Raw genomic sequence first — 21077 nt, 5'->3', positions numbered from 1 at the left:
TTTTCAAATCAGATTATCTTTCCTTGCATTTAACCCTAAAAATCCCCAAATAGCAATTTAGTTTTGGGGTAGTGTAGAAAATCAATCTTTTATCAAACATTTATGCGATTTTCAGGACAACTTCAAGGAAGTTCTAACGCTAGAATCTCACCGGGCAATCCATCAAAATCTTTAAACTCTTTCGAAACAAAACCATTATTGATCAAAATTTTTCTAGATGGAATATTCTTGGGATCAATAATAGCCACTACTTTTTCAAGCGACTCCTGCTGTTTCGCATGTCCGATTAACTTTCTAGCGACATGACTCGCAATTCCTTTCCCCCAATACAAAGGCAAAATCATATATCCGAGCTCCGCTTCAACCTTATTTTCTTCATTAAGCACTAATTTTGCCAAGCCAACAAACTCGTTTGATGATACGGTTAAGATTTTGAAATGACCGAAATTATCATTCAGCTTATTATTTTCCATAAGTTGCTCAAAATCTATTCGAGCTTCATCCATAGGAATCGCGCGCTCCGTGATCATTTCCATAACGCTGGCATCACTTACAAGTTGAAAGTATTCGTTAAAATCTTGTGATTTAAACTTTACGGTATAAACATCAATCATTATTTTCTATTCCATTATATTTTACAACAGCACTCCTATCCAGTAGAATTATATCCTTGTTTTTTCTTGCAATAACAATTCTCCCCAAGCATTTAATTTCCACAGAACCTCCACCAGTTTTTCACCAAGAGGTGTAAGCGTATATTCAACACGAGGAGGCAATACAGGGAAGCTCTTTTTAATTAAGATTCCATCTTCTTCCAGCTCTTTGAGTTGTTGGTTTAATACACGTCTATCCACGCTTACTATTCCCCTCAACATTTCACTTGGACGCTTCTCCCCTTCATTGATACGCCAAATAATCGGAATTTTCCATTTTCCGCTTATGGCATTCACAGCAAATTCCAATGGACATATTTTTTCTGTTATCGCTTGTTCCCTCATTTTCATGAAATTGACTTTTTTATCCCATAGGGATAATAATATGCGGTATTGCCATTCTAAATTTACTTTTAAATATTTGCAAAAACAAATCATACCGCATGACAAATTTAGCAAAGAAAATAGAAGAAATTAACGAAAACTTAGCAACGCAGTTACCTGCTGAAATTATCAACGTTTTTAGTCAATCTATTCAAGATTTGAAAAATAGCAAAATTGATCAGAACAGCATACAAATAGGTTACAGATTTCCTGATTTCAATTTACGAAACACCAACAATCAAATGATCCATTTAAATGAACTACTAAAAAAAGGTAAAGTAATCGTTACTTTTTTTCGCGGAAGCTGGTGCCCATATTGTAGCGTTGAACTCAAAGCACTGCAAGATCATTTAGAGCAGATAAAGGAAAAAAAAGTCACATTAGTTGCAATAACACCTCAATCCGAGGATAATAATAAAGAATTAGAACTTAGCCATAAATTGAATTTTGATGTATTGACAGATCAAAATCATATATTAGCCAAACAACTTGGTATTTCATTTCAACTTCCCAACTACGTCGTCGATACCTACGAGAAATTAGGAATCTCGCTATCTGACTATAATAAAAATGATCATAACGAATTACCTATACCCGCAGTATATATTATTGATACGGACCACACCATAACTTATCAATTTGTTGACAGCAATTATATGCATAGAGTAAATATTCAAGACCTAATAGATCAATTATGATTGAAGTAAAAAGAAAAGGTGCCAGATCCACGAAAGATCTTGCACCAGATATATTAATACAATTAAATCGTGGAGAAATCGAAACCGCAAATCTCGTCGAGTGGTTAGCAGTTGACCAAAGATCTTTATTAGCACATATATTACAACAGCATAATCGGGCAACATATCTAAAACCTATTTTATTAGCCATAGATCAGCTAAAAAAGCAAACAGTAAATACGATCAATGAAGCTATCGGAACTGTCCTTTTCGAGCAGTCAGTGAAAAATGGTGATCAGCAATTTTTACAAGTATTATCCTATCATCAAGCCGATATGGCTCGCTGTTGGGCAACTTATACAATTGGCAAAAATGAACAATTGACTATTGAACAGACGCTGGAACAGATTAAACCTTTTTCTGCAGATACACATTTTGGAGTTAGAGAGATCAGTTGGATGGCAGTACGACATAAGATTGCCAGCAATTTAATACCCAGTATTAGCATCCTTTCACGTTGGACTTCACATGAAGATAAAAACATAAGAAGATTTAGCAGCGAATCGACAAGACCACGAGGAGTTTGGTGTGGACATATTGAGATACTCAAACACAATCCTGAGTTAGCATTACAAATTTTGGAACCATTAAAATCTGATCCAGAACGATACGTACAAGATAGTGTAGGTAACTGGCTCAACGATGCTAGTAAAACACAAGCTGATTTTGTCCGTTCACTTTGTCAAAAATGGGAAATAGAAAGTGAAACAAAAGAAACTCAATATATTATTAAAAAAGCATTAAGGACTATTGGGGCTTAAAGTAAAAAGAGCATTCTTGAGCTGTCTTATAAAATAGGATTAATCGTTATACATGATAGCAAGTTGGATCTGACAGACCAAATGTCTTTACGAAAACTAGAGTATTAGTAGAAGACATAAGGCATTCATGATTTCCATAAGTACCGAAAGACTAAATTTCCCCTTTAGGCAAAGAAACAGTAAAAGTAGAACCTTTATGAGGTCTACTTTCTACAGATATTGAACCACCATTCAATCTCGTAAATTCGGCACATAAGATCAATCCGATACCAAATCCACGTTCCCCCGCTGTCCCTCGAGAGGAAAATTGTGATGATGTAAACAACATATTTAACCGGCTGTCGTCCATTCCCATTCCCTCATCTTTAATAATAATATGGATCAAATCACCCTTTTCAATTGCTGAAATCGTTATGCGCCCACCTACTTTGCTAAATTTTACAGCATTACTTAATAAATTTCTCAAAATAACAGCTATCTGATCATAATCTGCAACCAATGCTACCCGTTCAGGTATTTGGATATGAATCGTGAGTTGTTTCTGTCTAATTAGTAAGTCAAAAAATTGTAGGATCTCCCCAAACAAAGGCTGGAGAAAAAAAACAACCGGTAGAGTTTGAATACCCTGCATTCCACGCACACTCCATCGCAATAAATTGTCAATTACTGAACCTAATTGAGAGACCTGATTTTTCAATAACCCTACCGTTTCAACGCGCTCATTCTCTGTCAATAAGTCTTGATGAAATAACTGCAGTAGATTCTCTAAAGTCGCCATGGGGCTGCGGATATCATGCGCCAAAATCGAAAACATCTTTTCTTTATCCTTATTTAAGGAGAATAATGCCTGCCTCTGTTTTTCCACTTCGAGCTGATAACTTCGTTGAATACTCTTAAAATAGGTGACTACACCAATGATCAACAGTATCCCAACAATCATATTCAAAAAAGCCTGCTCCTTGGGGACGGGTGAACCCAGCAAAGGCGGCTGTGGAAACAGAATCACCGCTGCGCACGCTACAAAAATTAAAGAACATAATAAAAATCTGATCCATTTGGTATCGAACATCAAGCTTGTGGTGATTAATAAAGCCACTAAAAAGTATTCCCCCCCATTATGAAAATACAAACCAGCAATAGTGTAAATGACCAATCTTGAACCAACCATTACTAATCGTGCACTCAGATACTTCCTTGATTTATTCAACAAAAGCACAGTAGCCGCATCACATACATTCAATAAATTCAAAAAACATAGAAAATAACGCTCATTAGTGAAATTTATAATAACATAAGTAAACATGCAGCACATTCCGATCCAATTCAAGATGTTTATTAACTTAGTATATCTTGATTCCACATAAGGCATATCTGGATAAATTCCCACATTGGAGAGCTTATTTAAGGTTTGTTTCACGAATGTAAACAACGTAGTGGTCATTAAATGAACGTTTTTTCAGGTAATTACTTATATAGTATAAATAATACAGCTAGGTGATATTAAAAATTCCTTACTCCTTTTATATATCTATCATATAGTACAATCATACTATTCATGCTAAACATACTGAAGACATGCATGCGTTCTATCTGCGCATCTCTTCTTTTCAATGAATACAAACAAGTAGACGAAATTCTAATTTTTATGAAACAAAACTAGTAAAATTTATGAGGTCTTCACAACTTTTTCATACAGATTCAAAATCAATGATAACTATTTCACGCTTTTAGTAAAATAAGCATATATCCGATCATCTGAACCTATGTTATTAGTTTTCAATTAATCTTGTTAATTTCTTACAAAGAATCGTTTATAAATTTGATCAGAAAGTGTTGATAAGATCAAACATGCATTGAACCCAAAACTATTGGTTTGGATTCCAGCTCAGCCTGAATCATTTTTTTGTTTACAAAACCCTTCGGTCTAACTTGACCATTCAGAAAACAAAAAAAGCTCTCCATTAACATAGAAAGCTTTGATTTTATTGTAACCGTGACAAGAGTACTTCAGTCCCGCATTTCCCAGAACAAGTCCATAAGCTCCTGCATATGTATCCAAGGTTCTCATCTGCAAATGTCTAAAACAAAAAAAGCTCGACCTAAGTCGAGCTTTTTTGTCGGGGTGGCAGGATTCGAACCTACGACCTCCTCGTCCCAAACGAGGCGCGATACCGGGCTACGCTACACCCCGAAAAAGTATCACCTTTTCTTTATTGTGATGCAAATATACAGCGTTTTTTCAATCTGTCAACATTATTTTTCACTTTAATCAATAAAAGCCTGATTTATTGAGAAATAAAATATTAGCATCAACTTGTTATAATATGTTGAAAGACTAAAATCACGATGTGCAAAACTTTTTATAATATATCCAAGCCTAGGGGTCTAAATATTAAAAGGGTTTTTCTATCTTTGCAACAAACTAAGGCAGCTTACATCTTTTTGAAAAAAGTATTTCTTAAAGTAAAAAAAAAGCTGTAATATTGCATTCCGATTTTTACAGGCTAATAATCGTATTTAATTACTCAAAATCATGGATTTAGTAAAATTTGTAGAAGAACAAGCGGTAATCAAAAATGAAGTTCCCGCATTTAAAGCAGGAGACACCATAAGCGTTCATTATAAAATTCGCGAGGGAAATAAAGAGCGTATCCAAATTTACCAAGGTGTGGTTATCCAATTGAACAGCGAAGGTGTTAATTCAACTTTCACTGTACGCAAAATTTCAAATGGCATTGGTGTGGAACGTATCTTCCCTATAAATTCGCCAAACATTGAAAAAATTGTAGTAAACAGCTACGGTAAAGTACGTCGCGCTAAATTATTTTATTTACGTGGTCTTACTGGTAAAGCTGCTCGTATTAAATCTAAAAGAATCTAATCACGACTACGCAAGTATAAAAAAAGGCATTGGATTTAATTCAAATGCCTTTTTTTATTGTATCCCGATCCTACCTCGACTTTACATCATTCTACCATAGGATTTATTTTGTCCCAATTTCAACTCGATCTTCCCCAATTTCGATATTGACAAATATCATATTAGCTCCACATCATTCTACCCAAGGCATACCTCATCCCAGCTCGATTCTATTTTATATTTACATTTCCTTTCATTCCAAGCACTTCCCTGCCATAACTAATTATGAGCAACATTTTCTTTACATGCCAAAAATAATTTCCATGCTAAATCTTTTTAGTTTATCTTATGAGCAGAAAAGTATCTTATGAACAAATCTATTTTTATTTTCGTATTCCTATGCTGTTTTCAGAACAGTTATGCTCAAAACGTTATTCAAGATTTTTTAGCGCTACAATCCATTCCAAAAACTTATGCTGTACTCAAAACAACAGAGGCACTAAAAATTGACGGTAAAGACGATGAAAAAAGTTGGTCAAAAGCAAAGACTATTAGCAATTTTGAAGATATACAGGGTGGTGATTTCAAAAAACCCACCTATAAAACCGAAGTGAAAATGCTTTGGGACTCCACCTATCTCTATATCTATGCAAAATTATATGAACCACATATCTGGGGAGATATTGATAAACACGATGAGATTATTTATCACAACAATGACTTTGAAATATTTTTAAAACCAAACCTGCAACAGGCAGAATATTATGAAATCGAAGTCAATCCCCTAAATACAATCTTTGATCTGATGCTTCCAAAACCTTACCGTTTTGGCGGACAAGCCATCACACATTGGGACGTTAAAAATCTAAAATCTGCTGTATATATCAATGGTTCGCTCAACAATCCACGCGATATCGATTCCTTCTGGTCCGTTGAATTTGCCATTCCACATCAATCACTCTACGCCTTCGGAAAATCGCCAATGCCAAAAAAAGATGATTATTGGTTATGCAATTTCTCACGTGTACAATGGCAACATGCCATCAACAATGACCATTATAGTAGAAAAAAAGAAAACAATAAAATCCTTCCCGAAGACAATTGGGTATGGTCACCAATCGGTTTAGTCAATATGCATTATCCAGAAAGATGGGGCTATTTACAATTTGTCGAACAATCTCAAGAGCAAGAACCAGCACTTCCAGCTAGCTATGCCGTCACCAAATTAGCTTGGAATATCCATTATTTACAACAATTGTTTAAAAAAGAAAATCGTCGTTATAGTGATCAATTGGCTAAACTTTCGTTATATCATCAATACCTATTACCTGCTTTAAAAGATTTTCAAGTCACTTTGGATCTAAACAAAGATAAGCAGAGCTATAGTATGAAAATTATAGACAAACAGTCAAAAAAAATTCAGGTATCCTTAGATAGCAGAGGTAATTTTGATCTTTACCAGTAACTAGAAATACCAACGTGTAATCTTCAGGAATGTCCCAGTCCAAAAAATATGCTATTGATATCACATTAATTTGAGCCGAAAAGAAGATTCGGCTCAATTATATATGATTTCAAAAACTTTAATTCCCATTTGTAAGAGCAAAAATAACGCAGGAATAATAAAGTAATATTGCTATTTTTACAGCAACAATGTATAAGAATATATCTTTTTTCCCAAATCTAAATGCGTTCCGTTTTTTTGCAGCTCTGCTGGTTATATTTCATCATGGCGAAGTGATTCGCGCGAAAAATGATTTTATCAGCTATGAACATTTCAGTTTTTTCCAAAATGGAACGACAGCAGTCAAGTTTTTCTTTGTATTGAGTGGTTTTTTGATCAGTTACTTGTTGATGAAAGAAAAAGATCAGAAAAACACGATATCCATTAAAAATTTCTACCTCAAAAGAGTGATTCGCATTTGGCCCTTATATTTTTTATTGGTTGTCATAGGCATTGTTATCTTCCCCTATCTATTTCAGCTCTTACCTATTAACTATTCATTCCCTTATACCCTAGGACAAGTTTGGTTATTATTTGTTTTATTCTTACCCAGTCTCGTTACCTTTAAATATGGTTCGCACCTACTCGAACCCCTGTGGTCCATCGGTGTGGAAGAATGGTTTTATATTATATGGGCTCCATTATTTAAATGGATCAACAACAAGCTTGCTTTAATTATAGGCGTATTCCTAATCAAAATCCTATTATTGGTTCTGTGTTTTAACAACATCATTACCGATCCATTAATCATACACCTCATTAAAACCTTTGCCTTCGAATCTATGGCAATAGGTGCTCTGGGAGCCTATTTTTTATACCATACGACCCTAAATTTGCAAGCATGGTATCAAAAATATGCTCTAGGTAATTACCTCTTATTTGTCCTACTTTTTGCTTATTTCTTTTTCAGAAGCACCTTGACGACATTAATTGGGTACGATCTTTTTGAGCATTGGGTCTTTTCTTATGTCATTCTTAATGCGCTCTTTCTTCACCTCATCCTATATATTGGAGTAAAATTAAATTCAACATCCCTATTCAGCAGTCGATTTCTAGACTATGGAGGAAAAATATCTTATGGTATCTACATGTATCATATGATTGTGATATTTGCCGTTATTCACTTAGGAAAAAAACACCTATTGCCGCTCGATTCCAAACTCAGTTTCCTAATTTTCTACAGTTTGGTTATCGCAGGAACCTTTCTTACAGCACATATATCGAAAAAATATTTCGAAGACTTTTTTATGAAATTCCGATCAAAATTAAATTAGAAGAAAGCATAAATCCTGTAATCGAGAAGTAAGAAAAAGTAATTTTAAAAAATTAAAGACAAAAAAAACGCTGTCTTCCACAAATATTCTTATCTTTGTATCCCGTACATAAAGCAGATATTTAGGCCATTTTAGGCCTTATATTTTGAAATCCATTATTGATATGACTAAATATATTTTTGTTACGGGCGGCGTTACTTCGTCGTTAGGGAAGGGTATTATTGCATCTTCTCTTGCTAAACTTCTCCAAGCACGTGGCTACAAGGTTACGATTCAAAAATTTGACCCTTACATTAACATTGATCCAGGAACATTAAATCCATATGAACATGGTGAATGTTACGTAACGGAAGATGGTGCTGAAACAGATCTTGATTTAGGTTATTACGAACGCTTCTTAAATGTCCCTACCTCACAGGCCAATAACGTGACTACAGGACGTATTTATCAATCTGTTATCCAAAAAGAACGTGCAGGTGAATATTTAGGAAAAACAGTACAAGTTGTTCCTCATATTACAGATGAGATCAAAAACCGCATGCGTTTATTGGGCGAGACAGGAAAATACGATATTGTTATTACAGAATTAGGTGGTACTGTAGGGGATATCGAATCTTTACCATTCATCGAGGCTGTTCGTCAGTTAAGATGGGAATTGGGCACACACGATTCAGTTGTTATACACTTAACATTAGTTCCTTATTTGGCTGCAGCCGGTGAGTTAAAAACAAAACCAACACAACACTCCGTTAAAACATTATTAGAATACGGTATCCAACCCGATATTTTAGTGTGTCGTACAGAACATAAATTGACACAAGAGATTCGCAAAAAATTAGCTTTGTTTTGCAATGTCAACATCAATGCTGTCGTTGAATCTATTGATGCACCAACTATTTATGACGTTCCATTAAATATGTTGAAAGAGCAATTGGACAAGACAGTTCTTGCTAAACTGAAGCTTTCCAATAAAAATGAACCTGATTTAGATAGCTGGAAAGCCTTCTTAGGTAAATTAAAAAACCCAACTAATGAAGTAAATATCGGATTAGTGGGTAAATATGTTGAATTGCCAGACGCATATAAATCTATTGTTGAAAGTTTTATTCACGCAGGTGCATCCAATGAATGTAAAGTAAAATTAAAATACATTGCAGCAGAAAGTGTAAATGATGAAAACGTTCAGGATAAATTGAAAGAAATGGATGGCGTACTCGTTGCTCCAGGATTTGGTGAACGTGGACTAGAAGGTAAACTAGCCGCCATCAAGTATATCCGTGAAAACAACATTCCTTTCTTTGGAATCTGTTTAGGTATGCAATGTTCAGTTATTGAATTTGGTCGCAATGTATTGGGTTTAAAAGATGCCAATAGCACCGAAATGAATCCAGATACACCACACCCAGTGATCAATTTGATGGAAGATCAAAAAAATATCACCAACATGGGAGGCACCATGCGTTTAGGAGCTTATGACTGTGATATCAAAAAAGGAACAAAAGCATATGCCCTTTATGGCAAAACAAGAATTTCTGAACGTCATCGTCACCGCTATGAGTTCAATAATGACTATTTAAAGCAGTATGAAGCAGCTGGTATGATTACTTCAGGTATCAATCCAACTTCAGGTTTAGTGGAGATTGTAGAGCTGAAAAACCATCCTTTTTTCGTGGCCGGACAATTTCATCCAGAATTAAAGTCAACTGTTGCAAATCCTCACCCACTTTTTGTTAGCTTTGTAGCCGCTGCTTTGTCAAATAAGAAAAATAAGATACAAAAGCAGGAAACAATTAAGTAAGTTTAATTTAAAAAAATGGATAGAAATACCCTTATTGGTTTACTTCTGATGTTCGGAATCATAGCCGGTTCATTTTATTTGATGAAACCGTCCGAAGTAGAAATAAAGAAAGAACAAGTTCTACAAGATTCGTTAGCACGCGTTAAAAAAGGTTTAGCACCTTTAGCAGACTCTACAAAAGCGAATACACAATTAGTAGCAGCACAAGCGGCCAAGCCTCTTGACTCTGCAGCATTGAAACTTCCTTTTGGAGCAACAAAAGTTGGAACCGAAAAAATCATTACCGTAGAAAATGATAAAATCATCGCCAAAATAAGTTCTAAAGGCGGTCGTGTAAAATCTGTACAACTTAAAGGTCAAACAAATTTTAATGGTAAGCCATTAGTTTTATTTGAAGGAGATCACAATAGATTTGGATTAAAATTCAATGTAGGCGGTGAAAACATCAATACCAATGATTTGTTTTTCACATCAGAAGATGCTGATGTAAAAGTTACAGGTGAAGATTCAAAATCGATTAAATTACAATTGGCTTATGGAGCCGATCAGTATATTGAATATGTATATACCATCAAAGGTAACGGTTACAACCTAGGTCTTGATATCAATACAAAAGGTATTCAAAATAAGATCGATCAAAAAACAATTGCTTTAGATTGGGAAACGATTTTACTACAGAAAGAACAAAATATTGATTCTGAACGTCAAAAATCTACCATCTATTTTAAAGAAGCAGGTAATGTAGATCATTTATCAGAAGCAAAAGATGAAGAAAAAGAGCTTAAAGAAAAAGTAGAATGGATTGCATTCAAACAGCACTATTTTTCCAATATTCTTTCTAGCAAAACAGGATTCTCTACAGCAGATGTCAATGTAAAAACGACAATCGAAGCCGATGTTGTTAAACTTTATAGTGCAACAGCACGTCTTGATTATGCAACTCAAAAAGACAACAGTTATTCGTTAAATTTCTTTTTCGGGCCAAATCAATACAAAACACTGAAAGCAGAAGGTCATGATTTTCATAAAATCATCAATATGGGATGGGGACCAATGCGTTGGATTAACCAATTTATTACCGTACCTGTTTTTGATTTCTTGGACAATTTCCACCTGAGCTATGGTATCGTTATCCTAGTTCTGACATTATTGTTAAAACTGGTCTTATCACCATTGACATACAAATCTTACCTATCTATGGCTAAAATGCGTGTGTTGAAACCACAGTTGGATGAGATCAAAGCTAAAGTCGGTGAAGACAATGCCGTATTGCTACAGCAAGAGCAGATGAAATTGTATAAAACAGCTGGCGTAAACCCATTAGGAGGTTGTCTTCCATTGGTATTACAGATGCCGTTTACAATTGCCTTCTTCTACTTCTTCCCGAATTTATTCGAATTGAGAGGAGAGAGCTTCTTGTTCATGAAAGACATGTCAACATACGATACCTTATTTTCATTCTCACCAATTTTTGGCGTGAATCACGTATCATTGATGTGTGTATTGATGACGTTAACCACTTTATTGACCACTTGGTACAACAATGCAACTTCAGGCGCTACAGGACAGATGAAATACATCGGTTACATTATGCCTTTAATTTTCTTCTTCGTCTTGAATAGTTTCCCTGCAGGTTTAAACTATTATTACTTCTTAAGTGCAATCCTTACTTTCTTAACACAATTGATCATCCGTTCAATGGTTAATGATGATAAGATCTTAGCTAAATTAGAAGACAATAAAAAGAACCCAAAAGTGCAAAAGAAATCGTCATTCCAATCCAGAATGGAAGAAGCGATGCGTCAAGCACAACAAAACAAAAAATAATATCGATCTTTATATCGCTGATAAAAAGAGGAAACCCGAATAGGTTTCCTCTTTTTTAGTATAAAATGTAGCATTACCTCAAACCAAACGTTCTAACTATTGTTAAACAATCATATCAAAAAAGATAAAAGATGAAATTCAATCAGATTTTAATCATGGCAACGCTGATCTTAGGATTAAGCAGTTGTTCTATTTACAAGAAAAATACGAATAAAGAAACGTCAACGACAGAGACTATGCAACTGAAAGGAAACAAATGGCAACTGATCGAAGTAGATGGAAAAACAGTACCAGCACAAGTAAACGGTCGCGTACCGTTCTTACAATTTGAAGACAACAGATATGCTGCTAATGCCGGTTGTAATACGTTAGGTGGAGTAGTAAATATCTCTGGAAAAAATAAAATTAAATTCGAACAAGGTATTTCTACCATGATGGCATGTCCGGAGTTCGATATTGAACAATCGTTATCAAAATCCATTATTGCAGTAGATAGTTACACCATTGCTGGAGAAATATTGAGTCTGAATAAAGGTAGTAAGACCTTAGCTAAATTTACACTTATCAAACCTGAAAAAGGCGAACAAGCATTAGCTGGGACATGGGAACTCGATTATATCTCGGGACCCCGTATCGCATTCCAAGGGTTATATCCAAATGAAAAACCTTCGATCACCTTTGATTTAAGTACAAAAAAAGTATCTGGAAATAGTAGCTGCAATAATTACAATGGTACATTCAAAACCGAAAACAACCACATCAGTTTTGGTCCATTAGCCTCCACTAAAATGGCATGTGAAGGTTCAGGAGAAAGTGTTTACTTCAGCACCCTAGGCAAAATCACGTCTTTCGATGTCAATGGAACTACATTGACCTTGATCATGGGCGATATTGCGATGATGCGTTTTCAAAAAAAATAAAACAATACCTCAAATAAAAACAATAAACAGAAAAAAGCTCCATATTGGAGCTTTTTTTATCACCATTTTATCGTAATACTTCCATTTAAAACAAATTTTATCCATACGATTACACTGTAAATTAGGGCTCTAAATCGTATATTTGTATATACACAATCTCTTTCATGGACATGATATGAAAAGATTTTTTTAGAGCAATAGGATTATGAAATCGTCGATTAAGATTATCAACAACTACGAATACAAAAAGCTTTTTTTGCCAGATGTAACGGAGCATAATCTATTCAACGAAAGCAAAATACAAGTCTACCGTATCGAAAATTACCTACGGAGTATCCTCATGCCCGTTATCCCCTACCGTACCACCTTTAATTTTCTCATCTTTGTGACCAAAGGAACCTTAACACAACATTTAGAGTCAGGTTCTTATACATTAGCAGAAAATCAAGTGATTAATGTTAAACAAGGAAATATTACAGCTACGTTAGCGATCTCAGATGACGCAGAAGGTTTTTTCGTTGTTTATGAAAACGAAATCGTGACCGATATTGAATTAGGCATCAATGACATTCGATTTTTCAATTCACATCCCTTTACCCCCCTGTCAGAGCATGTTTCCGTGTGGATTCAAAAAATGCTTCAACTCTTGGAAGAAGAGCTCTTTACAGAAGGGAAGGTCATGGAGATCTGTGTGTCGATGCTACAATGCATCTTATTAAAAATAATTAAAACCGATTACGAAGTAAAAGCACCGATGAGCAGACAATTGGATATTGCATTTCGGTTTCGGGAGTTTGTACAGAAATTTCACACCGATCACAAGAATGTTTTATTTTATGCCAACTTACTGCATATATCCGAAAACTACCTCAACAAATGTGTGAAAGAAGCAACCAACAAACCGCCTAAACAATGGATCAACGAAATCAGTATCCTACACAGTCAAATCTTATTACAGGACGCTACCAGGGATATTGCAGGCATTGCATTCGAAATGAAATATAAATCTCCCTCCTACTTTACCCGTTTATTCAAGAAAGTCACCGGTTATTCACCCAGTGATTATCGCAAACATAAATTTCTTTCCGATTAATGCTTCTTTTTATAAGGTAGATTCCAGATCAGATCAACAGCGAGATAATGAACACCAAAGTCTGCTTGACGATAGCCTTTAATTAAATCATTCATATATCCTACATCCACGTGCAAAGGAGTATTCGGGATATCCGTCATGTAATATAAAGCCAAACGCGATTCCTTATAAGCAAATTTTGACCATTCATCTTTCGGCTCATACATTTTACTTACCGCAAACAAGCCCTCAGCACTAAACGCAAGTTCCTGTTTATTCTTATCCGAAAGCTTCAGATTCACCTGTGTTTTAAGTCTAGTTCGCAATTGAAAATTCTCCTCTGCCTCCTTAAAATCCGCAGTAAAAAATTTACGAAATTCCTGTCTGACCGTATTTTTCCATTTCCAGCGCTCACCGAATCTGAAAGTATAAGCATAGCGGCCATACAAGCGAAACTCCTGTTCTACCCCTTCACCATGATAAGGAGCATCTGCATCATATACATTTTGACGACGATAGCTCAACGCATAACTATATTGCTGGTTCTTTGCAAATTTGTGATATACCTCGTGATTGAGGACAAAAATAGCTTGTTTATGAAAAGGATTGGAATCATCAGGTGTACTTTTGGTTCCTAGGCCGAGGTAAGTCAATGCTTCTTTCTTACCAGTACTATCCAACTGACGTTTAAGTCCTAAGGCAGACCACGAGGCCGTCTTTGCCTTTCCCAATCCTGGAGGACTGATCTGTGCGTGAAGTAATAAAAATGGACTGATAATAAGAAAGAGTAAGAGTATTATTTTATAAAGCATATTTTTCATCGATTGTATAGTTGTTTTTTAATGACCATTAGTCTGTTTTATACCCGTACAAAACTGACCAATAGCGACTCCACCATTGATCAGTTTGTATAGCAGATAAGGTTTGCTCCTTTTAAGAAAACCTGTTTTTAAAAGTTTCTTCAAATCGTCCAACGATCCATTTATCCAAACGTTTAACAGGTTCCATAGCCCACATCGCTACGACAAAAGGAAAAGTCAATGTCGTCCAGCCATAGTGCACAAGCACATGATCACAATAAGTAGCAATCACGACAGCAATCAGGACATATAATCCATCGCGTACACGAGTCCCGCTTAAAGCAATACCACAGAGTACAGCATTGAAACTAAACGTTCCGTTGCTGATCATCGTTTCCGATTCATGACCATAATGAGATAGGTAAATGCTGATGATCACCGCAGCGAAAGCATAAAGTGCAGCCATCGGATTGCTCATAAATACACCAAGGAAAAAGATCAATCCTGCGATCAGGCTTCCCTGAAAGATCACTTGCCCAAAAGCATGTCCCTCGATCAAGAAATCATCCATCTCTTGGATATCAACAAAATGTTGTGATACGGTAGACATGGCAAGTTGCGGAATACTCAAGATATAGAGTGAAATCCAGGTTACTGCTATAAAAGGAAAAGTAAAAGCAGGTAAATTTCTTTTGAGCGCAAATCCCATCATCAGTGTGGTCAACATGGAACCAAGAATCAATGTCATCCAGATCCAGATGTTTGCCTCAAAATAGAAAACCAGGGCGACACCAAATAAAGAAGCATTAAAACCAAATAATCCATGAGTAATATGTTCTTCATCGTATTTCAGTATTTTTGCCGTTGCAACCCCTACAACATTGGCCAATATACCTGCAAAACCCATTAAAGTCGAGTCATATAAAATGGCACCAATAAATAATATGCCTGTCCAAGCATTATTCTGCAACATGATCTGTCCGAAACCTCTAAAAAAAGCTTTTATATAAGCTAAAACTTGATCCCTCATTTTGAGATAAATTGATGTGATAAGACTAAAAAAATAGTCTCATTAAAATAATTAAATAAGGAGTTCAGCATCCCACAGTTCTTGTTGGACCTCCTGAAAAATAGTAAACAACTGTTCGGCACCATATCCCAATATCCGGATCATAAATCCATCCTGCTGTAGTGCACTGATGCCAAATTCGATATCCGTAAGATGCTCATATTGCTGATGGAATTTTTCGATCCAGTCCCCAACAGCTTTCCCTGCCGTATTGAGATAAATAAATGTTCCCTGATGGGTAAAACCTTCCAATATCCCGATATCCTGTATCGGCATTTTGTCGGGTTGCAGCAGCACATTATCTTTCAAGATCAGTCGGCCATCCACATAACATTGAGTCAGATTCTGAAAATGATTATACTCAAAAACCTCTCCCGACAGTTTCCGTCCACAAGTCACGATATCACTCAATATGAGGTGACAGTTCTTTTGCATGTGGATAATATTATGGCTAAGAAAATGAGAAGAATTTTGAGGAACAATAGGGTGCGGAACAAAAGAAAACACCGCCCCTTCGCCGAGCGTAACTTCCGTTTTTTGTACCGATTTACCTTTCATATGAAAAAGACGCTGATAAGCCTGAGTCTGCAGTTGCAATTTAGCACCAGGATCTATCGTAATTTGGATCCGATGATCATCACCATCCAGTAACCCAGGTGATGAGCTCATGATCATCAAGTATGCCCCTTTATCCCTCCTGTATTGTCCTACCGGAACGATACGAAAAGGTTGTGTGACATAAGCATCCTTGAGATAAGACTTTCCTTCACGATGGGCGACGTTGATATTTAAAGAACAGATCATATTAACGCAATAAATTAGGTTCCGCTACATCATGCAATAAAGCATATTTTTTGATCCATCCGATGATTTCATCCAATCCCGTTCCTGTTTTCAAATTCGAAAATAAAAAGGGAGCCCCTTTTCGCATTTTCCGAGCATCATGCTCCATCACCTCCAAACTAGCACCAACATAAGGAGCTAAATCCATTTTATTGATCAACAATAAATCCGATCGGGTAATCGCCGGTCCACCTTTACGGGGCATCTTTTCCCCCTCACCCACATCGATCACAAAAATGGTGATATCCGCAAGATCAGGACTATAAGTTGAAGTCAAATTATCACCACCACTCTCGATCAAGATCAATTCAAGATCAGGAAAGCGCTCCGCAAGTTCTTCCACAGCCTCTAGATTCATACTCGCATCCTCACGGATAGCTGTATGCGGACAACCACCCGTCTCTACACCAATAATACGATCAGGAGACAACGTACTGTTTTTAGCCATGTATTCGGCATCCTCCTTCGTATAGATATCATTGGTAATAACCGCAAGATTCAATTCATGTTTCAAGCGTTTACACAGACACTCCAACAGTGCCGTTTTTCCAGATCCAACCGGACCACCTACACCTATCTTAACATATTTTCTATTTTCCATTTGTTCGTATTTAATTAAGAAATGTAAACCCGTGTATACAACCGTTCATGCTGCATACAGCGGATATCAAATCCAACATTACATAGACCGATCAGATCACGATCCACTTCCAGCGTTTCATCACATAAAGTCATCAGATCATCATGCAGATAAAATAAAATATCCTGACCATCCAACTGTCCAAGAGGTACCAATTTTACCGCATTGGTCACCATCGTGATGGCAGCATTATAATAGTAGCCATGCAAGGCTTCCCGAATCGGGATGTCTAATAAAGCAGCCAACATACCATACACCAAACAATAATGACTATCCACCCTTTTCTGCTTAATCAATTTACCCCAAGAAATCAATATGGGTTGCTCCTGATACCGTGAAAAAATCTTATACAAACGCACCCCCAATTTCTTACTGGCTTCACGGATTTCCTTCGGACTCTTCAATGCCGTACACTCTTCATCCAAAGACCGCAACAGATCGATATCAAGATTTCGGGTAGCATCATAAGCAAGACGCATCAAAGCCGCATCATTATACTTCAAGTTATACCACAAATTGTGTCTCACATACGACTCAGCAGTATCTTTATTATGCACGATCTCCTTTTGCACATACGTCTCCAATCCATTCGAATGGGTAAATCCACCGATTGGTAACGTCGGATCTGACAAATGAAGAAGCTTGCCTAAAAATTTATTTTCCATATATTTTATGCTTTAATAAATAAAGGGATCCCCTTTGTTGAAGATTTGAGCCGACGATGATAATTTGCATCGACATGAGCATTCAACTGACGCAGTAATTGACGTGAAGCAAGCGTATAGGAAACATCTTGCTTGTCCAGCCAGGTTTGCATCGTTCGCTCAAAAGGGATCAGCAATTCGTTACCCTCCACAAATAAGGGCAAATGCTTGTTACCTATTTCACAACTTATAAAAGCAATCTCCAAAAAATTCAACATTTCTATACAGATCACATCACAAGCACGGATGGCGATGACAACAATTTTGTCAGCATCCTCGTACAGAATATCTCCATCATGCAATTGAGAAGTATTTCCCAATAATTTAAAGGCGATATCCATACCCTCCTCCGTACGCAAACGTTGAATACGTTTGGTAGATTCGTACCATTCAATCATGAGCAGATCACAACGCTTATTGACCACCTCGTTTTTGATATTTCTTGTGATTTCTGTAATAATCATTATTATCCCTTAATAAATAGATTTTTTGATATCCCAAGACCAACCGTAGAACCATTGATGCCAGTGATGATTTCATGATCATTGGATATAGAAACATCTTTACTCTGCTTCTTCTTATAAGAAAGCTCCGCAACTTTTGCTTTAAGTGCCCAACCTTTACCTAAGTTAATACCCACCAAAGGATAAGCTCTTAGCAAGTAGCCGTTATAGCTACCGTCCGCCATCATATCAGCAGCATGGACAGCATGCTCATTGCCCCAAATATAATGCACCTCTACCTGCCCGATTAAATTAAAATATTTACCTAGAGGCCAAGTATTGCTGTAAAATGGTCCGACCTCATGAAAATGATCAGTAAAATCCAATGTCCTATTTTTCGAAGTATTGAAACCATAGTTCAGCCCCACATTCATATTATCATTAAAAAAATAACCGACCCCCAGTGGTGCCGCACTGAGCTGATGACCTGCTTCAGTTTCATGGTAATTAAATGAACCATAAAGCATAACACCACCTTTTTGTGCGTAGGCAGATGGTATCGAAAAGCAGGCTATTGCTAAACAGCTTGCTAAAAATAGTTTCAAATTTTTCATTATTATTTATTCACAATTTATGGTGTGACCAACTGTCACACCATAAAAATTAGCGATCCAATTAAAACAAGAAATACAATTGTCCCAAAGCAACCTGATCAATCGGTTCACATTTGATCACCTCACCATCGACACTCACTTCATAGTTTTCTGGATTCACGATGATCTCTGGAGTAGCATCATTGTGGATCATATCTTTTTTGGAGATATTACGGCAGTTTTCCACAGGTAGTAATGTTTTGTTCAATCCGTACTCCTCTTTGATTCCTTTTTCAATTGAAATTTTAGAAACAAAGTTGAAACAAGTCTCCGTCAATGCTTTACCATAACCACCATACATCGTACGCAAGATGATGGGCTGAGGAGTAGGAATAGATGCATTGGCATCTCCCATTTTCGAAGCGATAATCATTCCGCCTTTAATGATCATTTCAGGCTTAGCGCCAAACAAAGCAGGACGCCAGATCACCATATCCGCTATTTTACCCTGTTCTATAGAACCCACGTATTTAGAGATACCATGTGCAATAGCAGGGTTGATCGTATATTTAGCCACATAACGTCTAGCTCTAAAATTATCATTCCCAGTACCCTCATCTTCCGGAAGTGCCCCCGTCTGTTTCTTCATCTTATCCGCAGTTTGCCATGTTCTGAGGATCACCTCACCTACACGACCCATGGCTTGAGAATCCGAGCTCATGATACTGAAAACACCTCGATCTTGTAGAATATCTTCCGCAGCAATCGTTTCAGGACGAATACGGGAATCCGCAAAAGCAACATCTTCAGGAATATCTTTACTTAAATGGTGACAGACCATCAACATATCCAGATGTTCGTCAATCGTATTTTTAGTAAACGGACGAGTCGGGTTTGTCGACGCAGGCAATACATTTGGGTACATAGCCGATTTAATGATATCGGGAGCGTGACCACCACCAGCACCTTCCGTATGGAAAGTGTGGATGACACGACCATTGATCGCTGCCATCGTATCTTCTAAAAATCCAGCTTCATTCAACGTATCTGTATGAATTGCGACTTGTACATCGTACTGATCAGCTACAGAAAGCGCGCGGTCAATGGTCGCAGGAGTAGCGCCCCAATCCTCATGAATCTTGACACCCAGTACACCCGCCTCGATCTGTTCGACGATCGGTTGTTCTGTACCCACATTACCTTTACCGAAGAAACCGAAGTTCATAGGTAAAGCTTCCACTGCCTGCATCATCTTCCGGATATTCCACTTACCAGGTGTTACCGTTGTCGCATTCGTGCCATCAGCAGGGCCAGTTCCCCCTCCAATCATAGTCGTAATACCGCTATATAAGGCCGTTTCCGTCTGCGTAGGACTGATGTAGTGAATATGCGTATCGATTCCTCCAGGAGTGACAATATATCCAGCACCACCATGAACTTCGGTCGAAGCACCAATAATCATATTTGGTGTGATATTATCCATCGTATCCGGGTTACCCGCACGACCTACACCAACAATTTTTCCGTCTTTGATCCCGATATCACCTTTTACAATACCCCAGTGATCAATGATAATCGCATCTGTGATCACTAAATCCAATGTACCTTCATCACGCGTATGCACCGAAGATTGACACATACCATCACGAATAGTTTTACCACCACCAAACTTTGCCTCATCACCATAGTATGCATAATCTTTTTCTACCTCAATGATGATTTCTGTATCTCCTAAACGAACTTTATCTCCTCCTGTGGGACCAAATATCGCTGCATAATTTAATCTACTAACCTTTAAGCTCATGATTTTTTATTTTTAAAGCCATTTGCATCTGCTTTTTTCAAAGCATTCATTTTTCCCACTTCTGTTTCCGTATCACCATTCACCAGATCGTTGTGACCATATACTCTTCTTGCTCCAGCATAAGGAACCAATTCCACGATTTTGGATTCGCCTGGTTCAAAACGAACAGCAGTACTCGCGATAATATTCAATCGCTTTCCAAAGGCTAATGCACGATCAAATTCCATCATTTTATTGACCTCAAAAAAATGATAATGAGAGCCCACCTGAATCGGTCTATCTCCCGTATTGACAACTGTCAATGTTGTTACTTCTCTACCTTCATTACAGATGATATCGCCATCTTGAATGAAATATTCTCCAGGAATCATATTTTCAATGTTCTTATTAA

General features: G+C 36.8%; 22 protein-coding genes and 1 tRNA gene. 9 read left to right on the top strand and 14 right to left on the bottom strand.

Going from position 1 to position 21077, the window contains the following annotated elements:
- Positions 1-122 precede the first annotated feature (122 nt).
- Complete coding sequence (locus tag C8N37_RS08820) at positions 123-614, bottom strand: GNAT family N-acetyltransferase (protein WP_153196426.1); 492 nt, start codon at positions 612-614, stop codon at positions 123-125.
- Positions 615-662: 48 nt separating this feature from the next.
- Positions 663-1004 carry a winged helix-turn-helix transcriptional regulator gene (locus tag C8N37_RS08815; RefSeq protein WP_108159041.1) on the bottom strand — a complete coding sequence of 114 codons (342 nt, stop codon included), beginning with the start codon at positions 1002-1004 and terminating at the stop codon, positions 663-665.
- A 92-nt stretch (positions 1005-1096) separates the two neighbouring features.
- Here C8N37_RS08815 and C8N37_RS08810 point away from each other — a divergent pair, with 92 nt between their 5' ends.
- Entirely contained in the window at positions 1097-1735 is a 639-nt protein-coding gene (locus C8N37_RS08810) for a peroxiredoxin-like family protein (protein WP_108158580.1), read from the top strand.
- Entirely contained in the window at positions 1732-2535 is an 804-nt protein-coding gene (locus C8N37_RS08805) for a DNA alkylation repair protein (RefSeq protein ID WP_108158579.1), read from the top strand. The genes C8N37_RS08810 and C8N37_RS08805 overlap by 4 nt, the downstream gene beginning before the upstream one ends.
- Positions 2536-2686: 151 nt before the next feature.
- Here the strand turns inward: C8N37_RS08805 and C8N37_RS08800 are convergent, their stop codons facing one another.
- From C8N37_RS08800 to C8N37_RS08795, 3 genes are all read right to left on the bottom strand, one after another.
- Positions 2687-3976, bottom strand: a complete 1290-nt coding sequence (locus tag C8N37_RS08800; RefSeq protein ID WP_108158578.1) for a sensor histidine kinase — start codon at positions 3974-3976, stop codon at positions 2687-2689.
- Positions 3977-4459: 483 nt separating this feature from the next.
- Positions 4460-4603, bottom strand: coding sequence for a hypothetical protein (locus C8N37_RS22775; protein ID WP_170114499.1), 144 nt, complete (start codon positions 4601-4603; stop codon positions 4460-4462).
- A gap of 49 nt (positions 4604-4652) precedes the next feature.
- Positions 4653-4726, bottom strand: a tRNA-Pro gene (locus tag C8N37_RS08795).
- 342 nt (positions 4727-5068) lie between these two features.
- On the opposite strand from C8N37_RS08795, the gene rplS reads away from it, so the two are divergent.
- From rplS to C8N37_RS08760, 7 genes are all read left to right on the top strand, one after another.
- A complete protein-coding gene (rplS, locus tag C8N37_RS08790) occupies positions 5069-5416 on the top strand; it encodes a 50S ribosomal protein L19 (protein ID WP_094771394.1) in 348 nt (115 codons plus the stop codon).
- Between the two features lie 346 nt (positions 5417-5762).
- On the top strand, positions 5763-6860 hold the full coding sequence (locus C8N37_RS08785) for a carbohydrate-binding family 9-like protein (protein ID WP_108158577.1): 1098 nt from the start codon (positions 5763-5765) through the stop codon (positions 6858-6860).
- A 188-nt stretch (positions 6861-7048) separates the two neighbouring features.
- Positions 7049-8173, top strand: a complete 1125-nt coding sequence (locus C8N37_RS08780; protein WP_108158576.1) for an acyltransferase family protein — start codon at positions 7049-7051, stop codon at positions 8171-8173.
- A 163-nt stretch (positions 8174-8336) separates the two neighbouring features.
- Positions 8337-9971 (top strand): CTP synthase, encoded by a 1635-nt coding sequence (locus tag C8N37_RS08775; protein WP_108158575.1) that lies wholly within the window; start codon positions 8337-8339, stop codon positions 9969-9971.
- A gap of 15 nt (positions 9972-9986) precedes the next feature.
- Positions 9987-11798 (top strand): membrane protein insertase YidC, encoded by a 1812-nt coding sequence (yidC, locus tag C8N37_RS08770; protein ID WP_108158574.1) that lies wholly within the window; start codon positions 9987-9989, stop codon positions 11796-11798.
- A gap of 131 nt (positions 11799-11929) precedes the next feature.
- Positions 11930-12718: an META domain-containing protein gene (locus C8N37_RS08765; protein ID WP_108158573.1), complete on the top strand. Its 789-nt coding sequence runs from the start codon at positions 11930-11932 to the stop codon at positions 12716-12718.
- Positions 12719-12923: 205 nt separating this feature from the next.
- Complete coding sequence (locus C8N37_RS08760; protein ID WP_153196409.1) at positions 12924-13811, top strand: helix-turn-helix domain-containing protein; 888 nt, start codon at positions 12924-12926, stop codon at positions 13809-13811.
- Here the strand turns inward: C8N37_RS08760 and C8N37_RS08755 are convergent.
- From C8N37_RS08755 to C8N37_RS08715, 9 genes are all read right to left on the bottom strand, one after another.
- Positions 13808-14611, bottom strand: a complete 804-nt coding sequence (locus tag C8N37_RS08755; protein WP_108158571.1) for a DUF2490 domain-containing protein — start codon at positions 14609-14611, stop codon at positions 13808-13810. The genes C8N37_RS08760 and C8N37_RS08755 overlap by 4 nt on opposite strands.
- Before the next feature lie 112 nt (positions 14612-14723).
- Positions 14724-15620, bottom strand: a complete 897-nt coding sequence (locus C8N37_RS08750; protein WP_108158570.1) for an urea transporter — start codon at positions 15618-15620, stop codon at positions 14724-14726.
- Positions 15621-15671: 51 nt separating this feature from the next.
- Complete coding sequence (locus C8N37_RS08745; RefSeq protein ID WP_108158569.1) at positions 15672-16463, bottom strand: urease accessory protein UreD; 792 nt, start codon at positions 16461-16463, stop codon at positions 15672-15674.
- Position 16464: 1 nt separating this feature from the next.
- On the bottom strand, positions 16465-17103 hold the full coding sequence (ureG, locus tag C8N37_RS08740; protein ID WP_045755017.1) for an urease accessory protein UreG: 639 nt from the start codon (positions 17101-17103) through the stop codon (positions 16465-16467).
- Positions 17104-17117: 14 nt separating this feature from the next.
- On the bottom strand, positions 17118-17807 hold the full coding sequence (locus C8N37_RS08735) for an urease accessory protein UreF (RefSeq protein WP_108158568.1): 690 nt from the start codon (positions 17805-17807) through the stop codon (positions 17118-17120).
- A gap of 5 nt (positions 17808-17812) precedes the next feature.
- Positions 17813-18310: an urease accessory protein UreE gene (locus C8N37_RS08730; RefSeq protein WP_108158567.1), complete on the bottom strand. Its 498-nt coding sequence runs from the start codon at positions 18308-18310 to the stop codon at positions 17813-17815.
- A 2-nt stretch (positions 18311-18312) separates the two neighbouring features.
- Positions 18313-18903 (bottom strand): hypothetical protein, encoded by a 591-nt coding sequence (locus C8N37_RS08725; RefSeq protein ID WP_108158566.1) that lies wholly within the window; start codon positions 18901-18903, stop codon positions 18313-18315.
- A gap of 61 nt (positions 18904-18964) precedes the next feature.
- Positions 18965-20686: an urease subunit alpha gene (ureC, locus tag C8N37_RS08720; RefSeq protein ID WP_108158565.1), complete on the bottom strand. Its 1722-nt coding sequence runs from the start codon at positions 20684-20686 to the stop codon at positions 18965-18967.
- Complete coding sequence (locus C8N37_RS08715) at positions 20683-21057, bottom strand: urease subunit beta (RefSeq protein WP_021192449.1); 375 nt, start codon at positions 21055-21057, stop codon at positions 20683-20685. The genes ureC and C8N37_RS08715 overlap by 4 nt, the downstream gene beginning before the upstream one ends.
- Positions 21058-21077 lie beyond the last annotated feature (20 nt).

The organism is Sphingobacterium faecium (genome assembly GCF_003054045.1).
GTDB lineage: Bacteria > Bacteroidota > Bacteroidia > Sphingobacteriales > Sphingobacteriaceae > Sphingobacterium > Sphingobacterium faecium.
The sequence above is the reverse complement of the archived record's forward strand: the minus strand, read 5'-3'. Positions and strand labels throughout refer to the sequence as shown.

What these genes read in the sequence shown, in the direction of transcription:
- C8N37_RS08805 (WP_108158579.1), top strand. Translation starts at nt 1,732, where the DNA reads ATGATTGAAGTAAAAAGAAAAGGTGCCAGATCCACGAAAGATCTTGCA.
- ureG (WP_045755017.1), bottom strand. Translation starts at nt 17,103, where the DNA reads ATGGAAAATAGAAAATATGTTAAGATAGGTGTAGGTGGTCCGGTTGGA.
- C8N37_RS08820 (WP_153196426.1), bottom strand. Translation starts at nt 614, where the DNA reads ATGATTGATGTTTATACCGTAAAGTTTAAATCACAAGATTTTAACGAA.
- ureC (WP_108158565.1), bottom strand. Translation starts at nt 20,686, where the DNA reads ATGAGCTTAAAGGTTAGTAGATTAAATTATGCAGCGATATTTGGTCCC.
- C8N37_RS08750 (WP_108158570.1), bottom strand. Translation starts at nt 15,620, where the DNA reads ATGAGGGATCAAGTTTTAGCTTATATAAAAGCTTTTTTTAGAGGTTTC.
- C8N37_RS08730 (WP_108158567.1), bottom strand. Translation starts at nt 18,310, where the DNA reads ATGATTATTACAGAAATCACAAGAAATATCAAAAACGAGGTGGTCAAT.
- C8N37_RS08755 (WP_108158571.1), bottom strand. Translation starts at nt 14,611, where the DNA reads ATGAAAAATATGCTTTATAAAATAATACTCTTACTCTTTCTTATTATC.
- C8N37_RS08785 (WP_108158577.1), top strand. Translation starts at nt 5,763, where the DNA reads ATGAACAAATCTATTTTTATTTTCGTATTCCTATGCTGTTTTCAGAAC.
- C8N37_RS22775 (WP_170114499.1), bottom strand. Translation starts at nt 4,603, where the DNA reads ATGAGAACCTTGGATACATATGCAGGAGCTTATGGACTTGTTCTGGGA.
- C8N37_RS08815 (WP_108159041.1), bottom strand. Translation starts at nt 1,004, where the DNA reads ATGAAAATGAGGGAACAAGCGATAACAGAAAAAATATGTCCATTGGAA.
- C8N37_RS08765 (WP_108158573.1), top strand. Translation starts at nt 11,930, where the DNA reads ATGAAATTCAATCAGATTTTAATCATGGCAACGCTGATCTTAGGATTA.
- C8N37_RS08800 (WP_108158578.1), bottom strand. Translation starts at nt 3,976, where the DNA reads ATGACCACTACGTTGTTTACATTCGTGAAACAAACCTTAAATAAGCTC.
- C8N37_RS08735 (WP_108158568.1), bottom strand. Translation starts at nt 17,807, where the DNA reads ATGGAAAATAAATTTTTAGGCAAGCTTCTTCATTTGTCAGATCCGACG.
- C8N37_RS08760 (WP_153196409.1), top strand. Translation starts at nt 12,924, where the DNA reads ATGAAATCGTCGATTAAGATTATCAACAACTACGAATACAAAAAGCTT.
- C8N37_RS08745 (WP_108158569.1), bottom strand. Translation starts at nt 16,463, where the DNA reads ATGATCTGTTCTTTAAATATCAACGTCGCCCATCGTGAAGGAAAGTCT.
- C8N37_RS08715 (WP_021192449.1), bottom strand. Translation starts at nt 21,057, where the DNA reads ATGATTCCTGGAGAATATTTCATTCAAGATGGCGATATCATCTGTAAT.
- C8N37_RS08725 (WP_108158566.1), bottom strand. Translation starts at nt 18,903, where the DNA reads ATGAAAAATTTGAAACTATTTTTAGCAAGCTGTTTAGCAATAGCCTGC.
- C8N37_RS08780 (WP_108158576.1), top strand. Translation starts at nt 7,049, where the DNA reads ATGTATAAGAATATATCTTTTTTCCCAAATCTAAATGCGTTCCGTTTT.
- rplS (WP_094771394.1), top strand. Translation starts at nt 5,069, where the DNA reads ATGGATTTAGTAAAATTTGTAGAAGAACAAGCGGTAATCAAAAATGAA.
- C8N37_RS08810 (WP_108158580.1), top strand. Translation starts at nt 1,097, where the DNA reads ATGACAAATTTAGCAAAGAAAATAGAAGAAATTAACGAAAACTTAGCA.
- C8N37_RS08775 (WP_108158575.1), top strand. Translation starts at nt 8,337, where the DNA reads ATGACTAAATATATTTTTGTTACGGGCGGCGTTACTTCGTCGTTAGGG.
- yidC (WP_108158574.1), top strand. Translation starts at nt 9,987, where the DNA reads ATGGATAGAAATACCCTTATTGGTTTACTTCTGATGTTCGGAATCATA.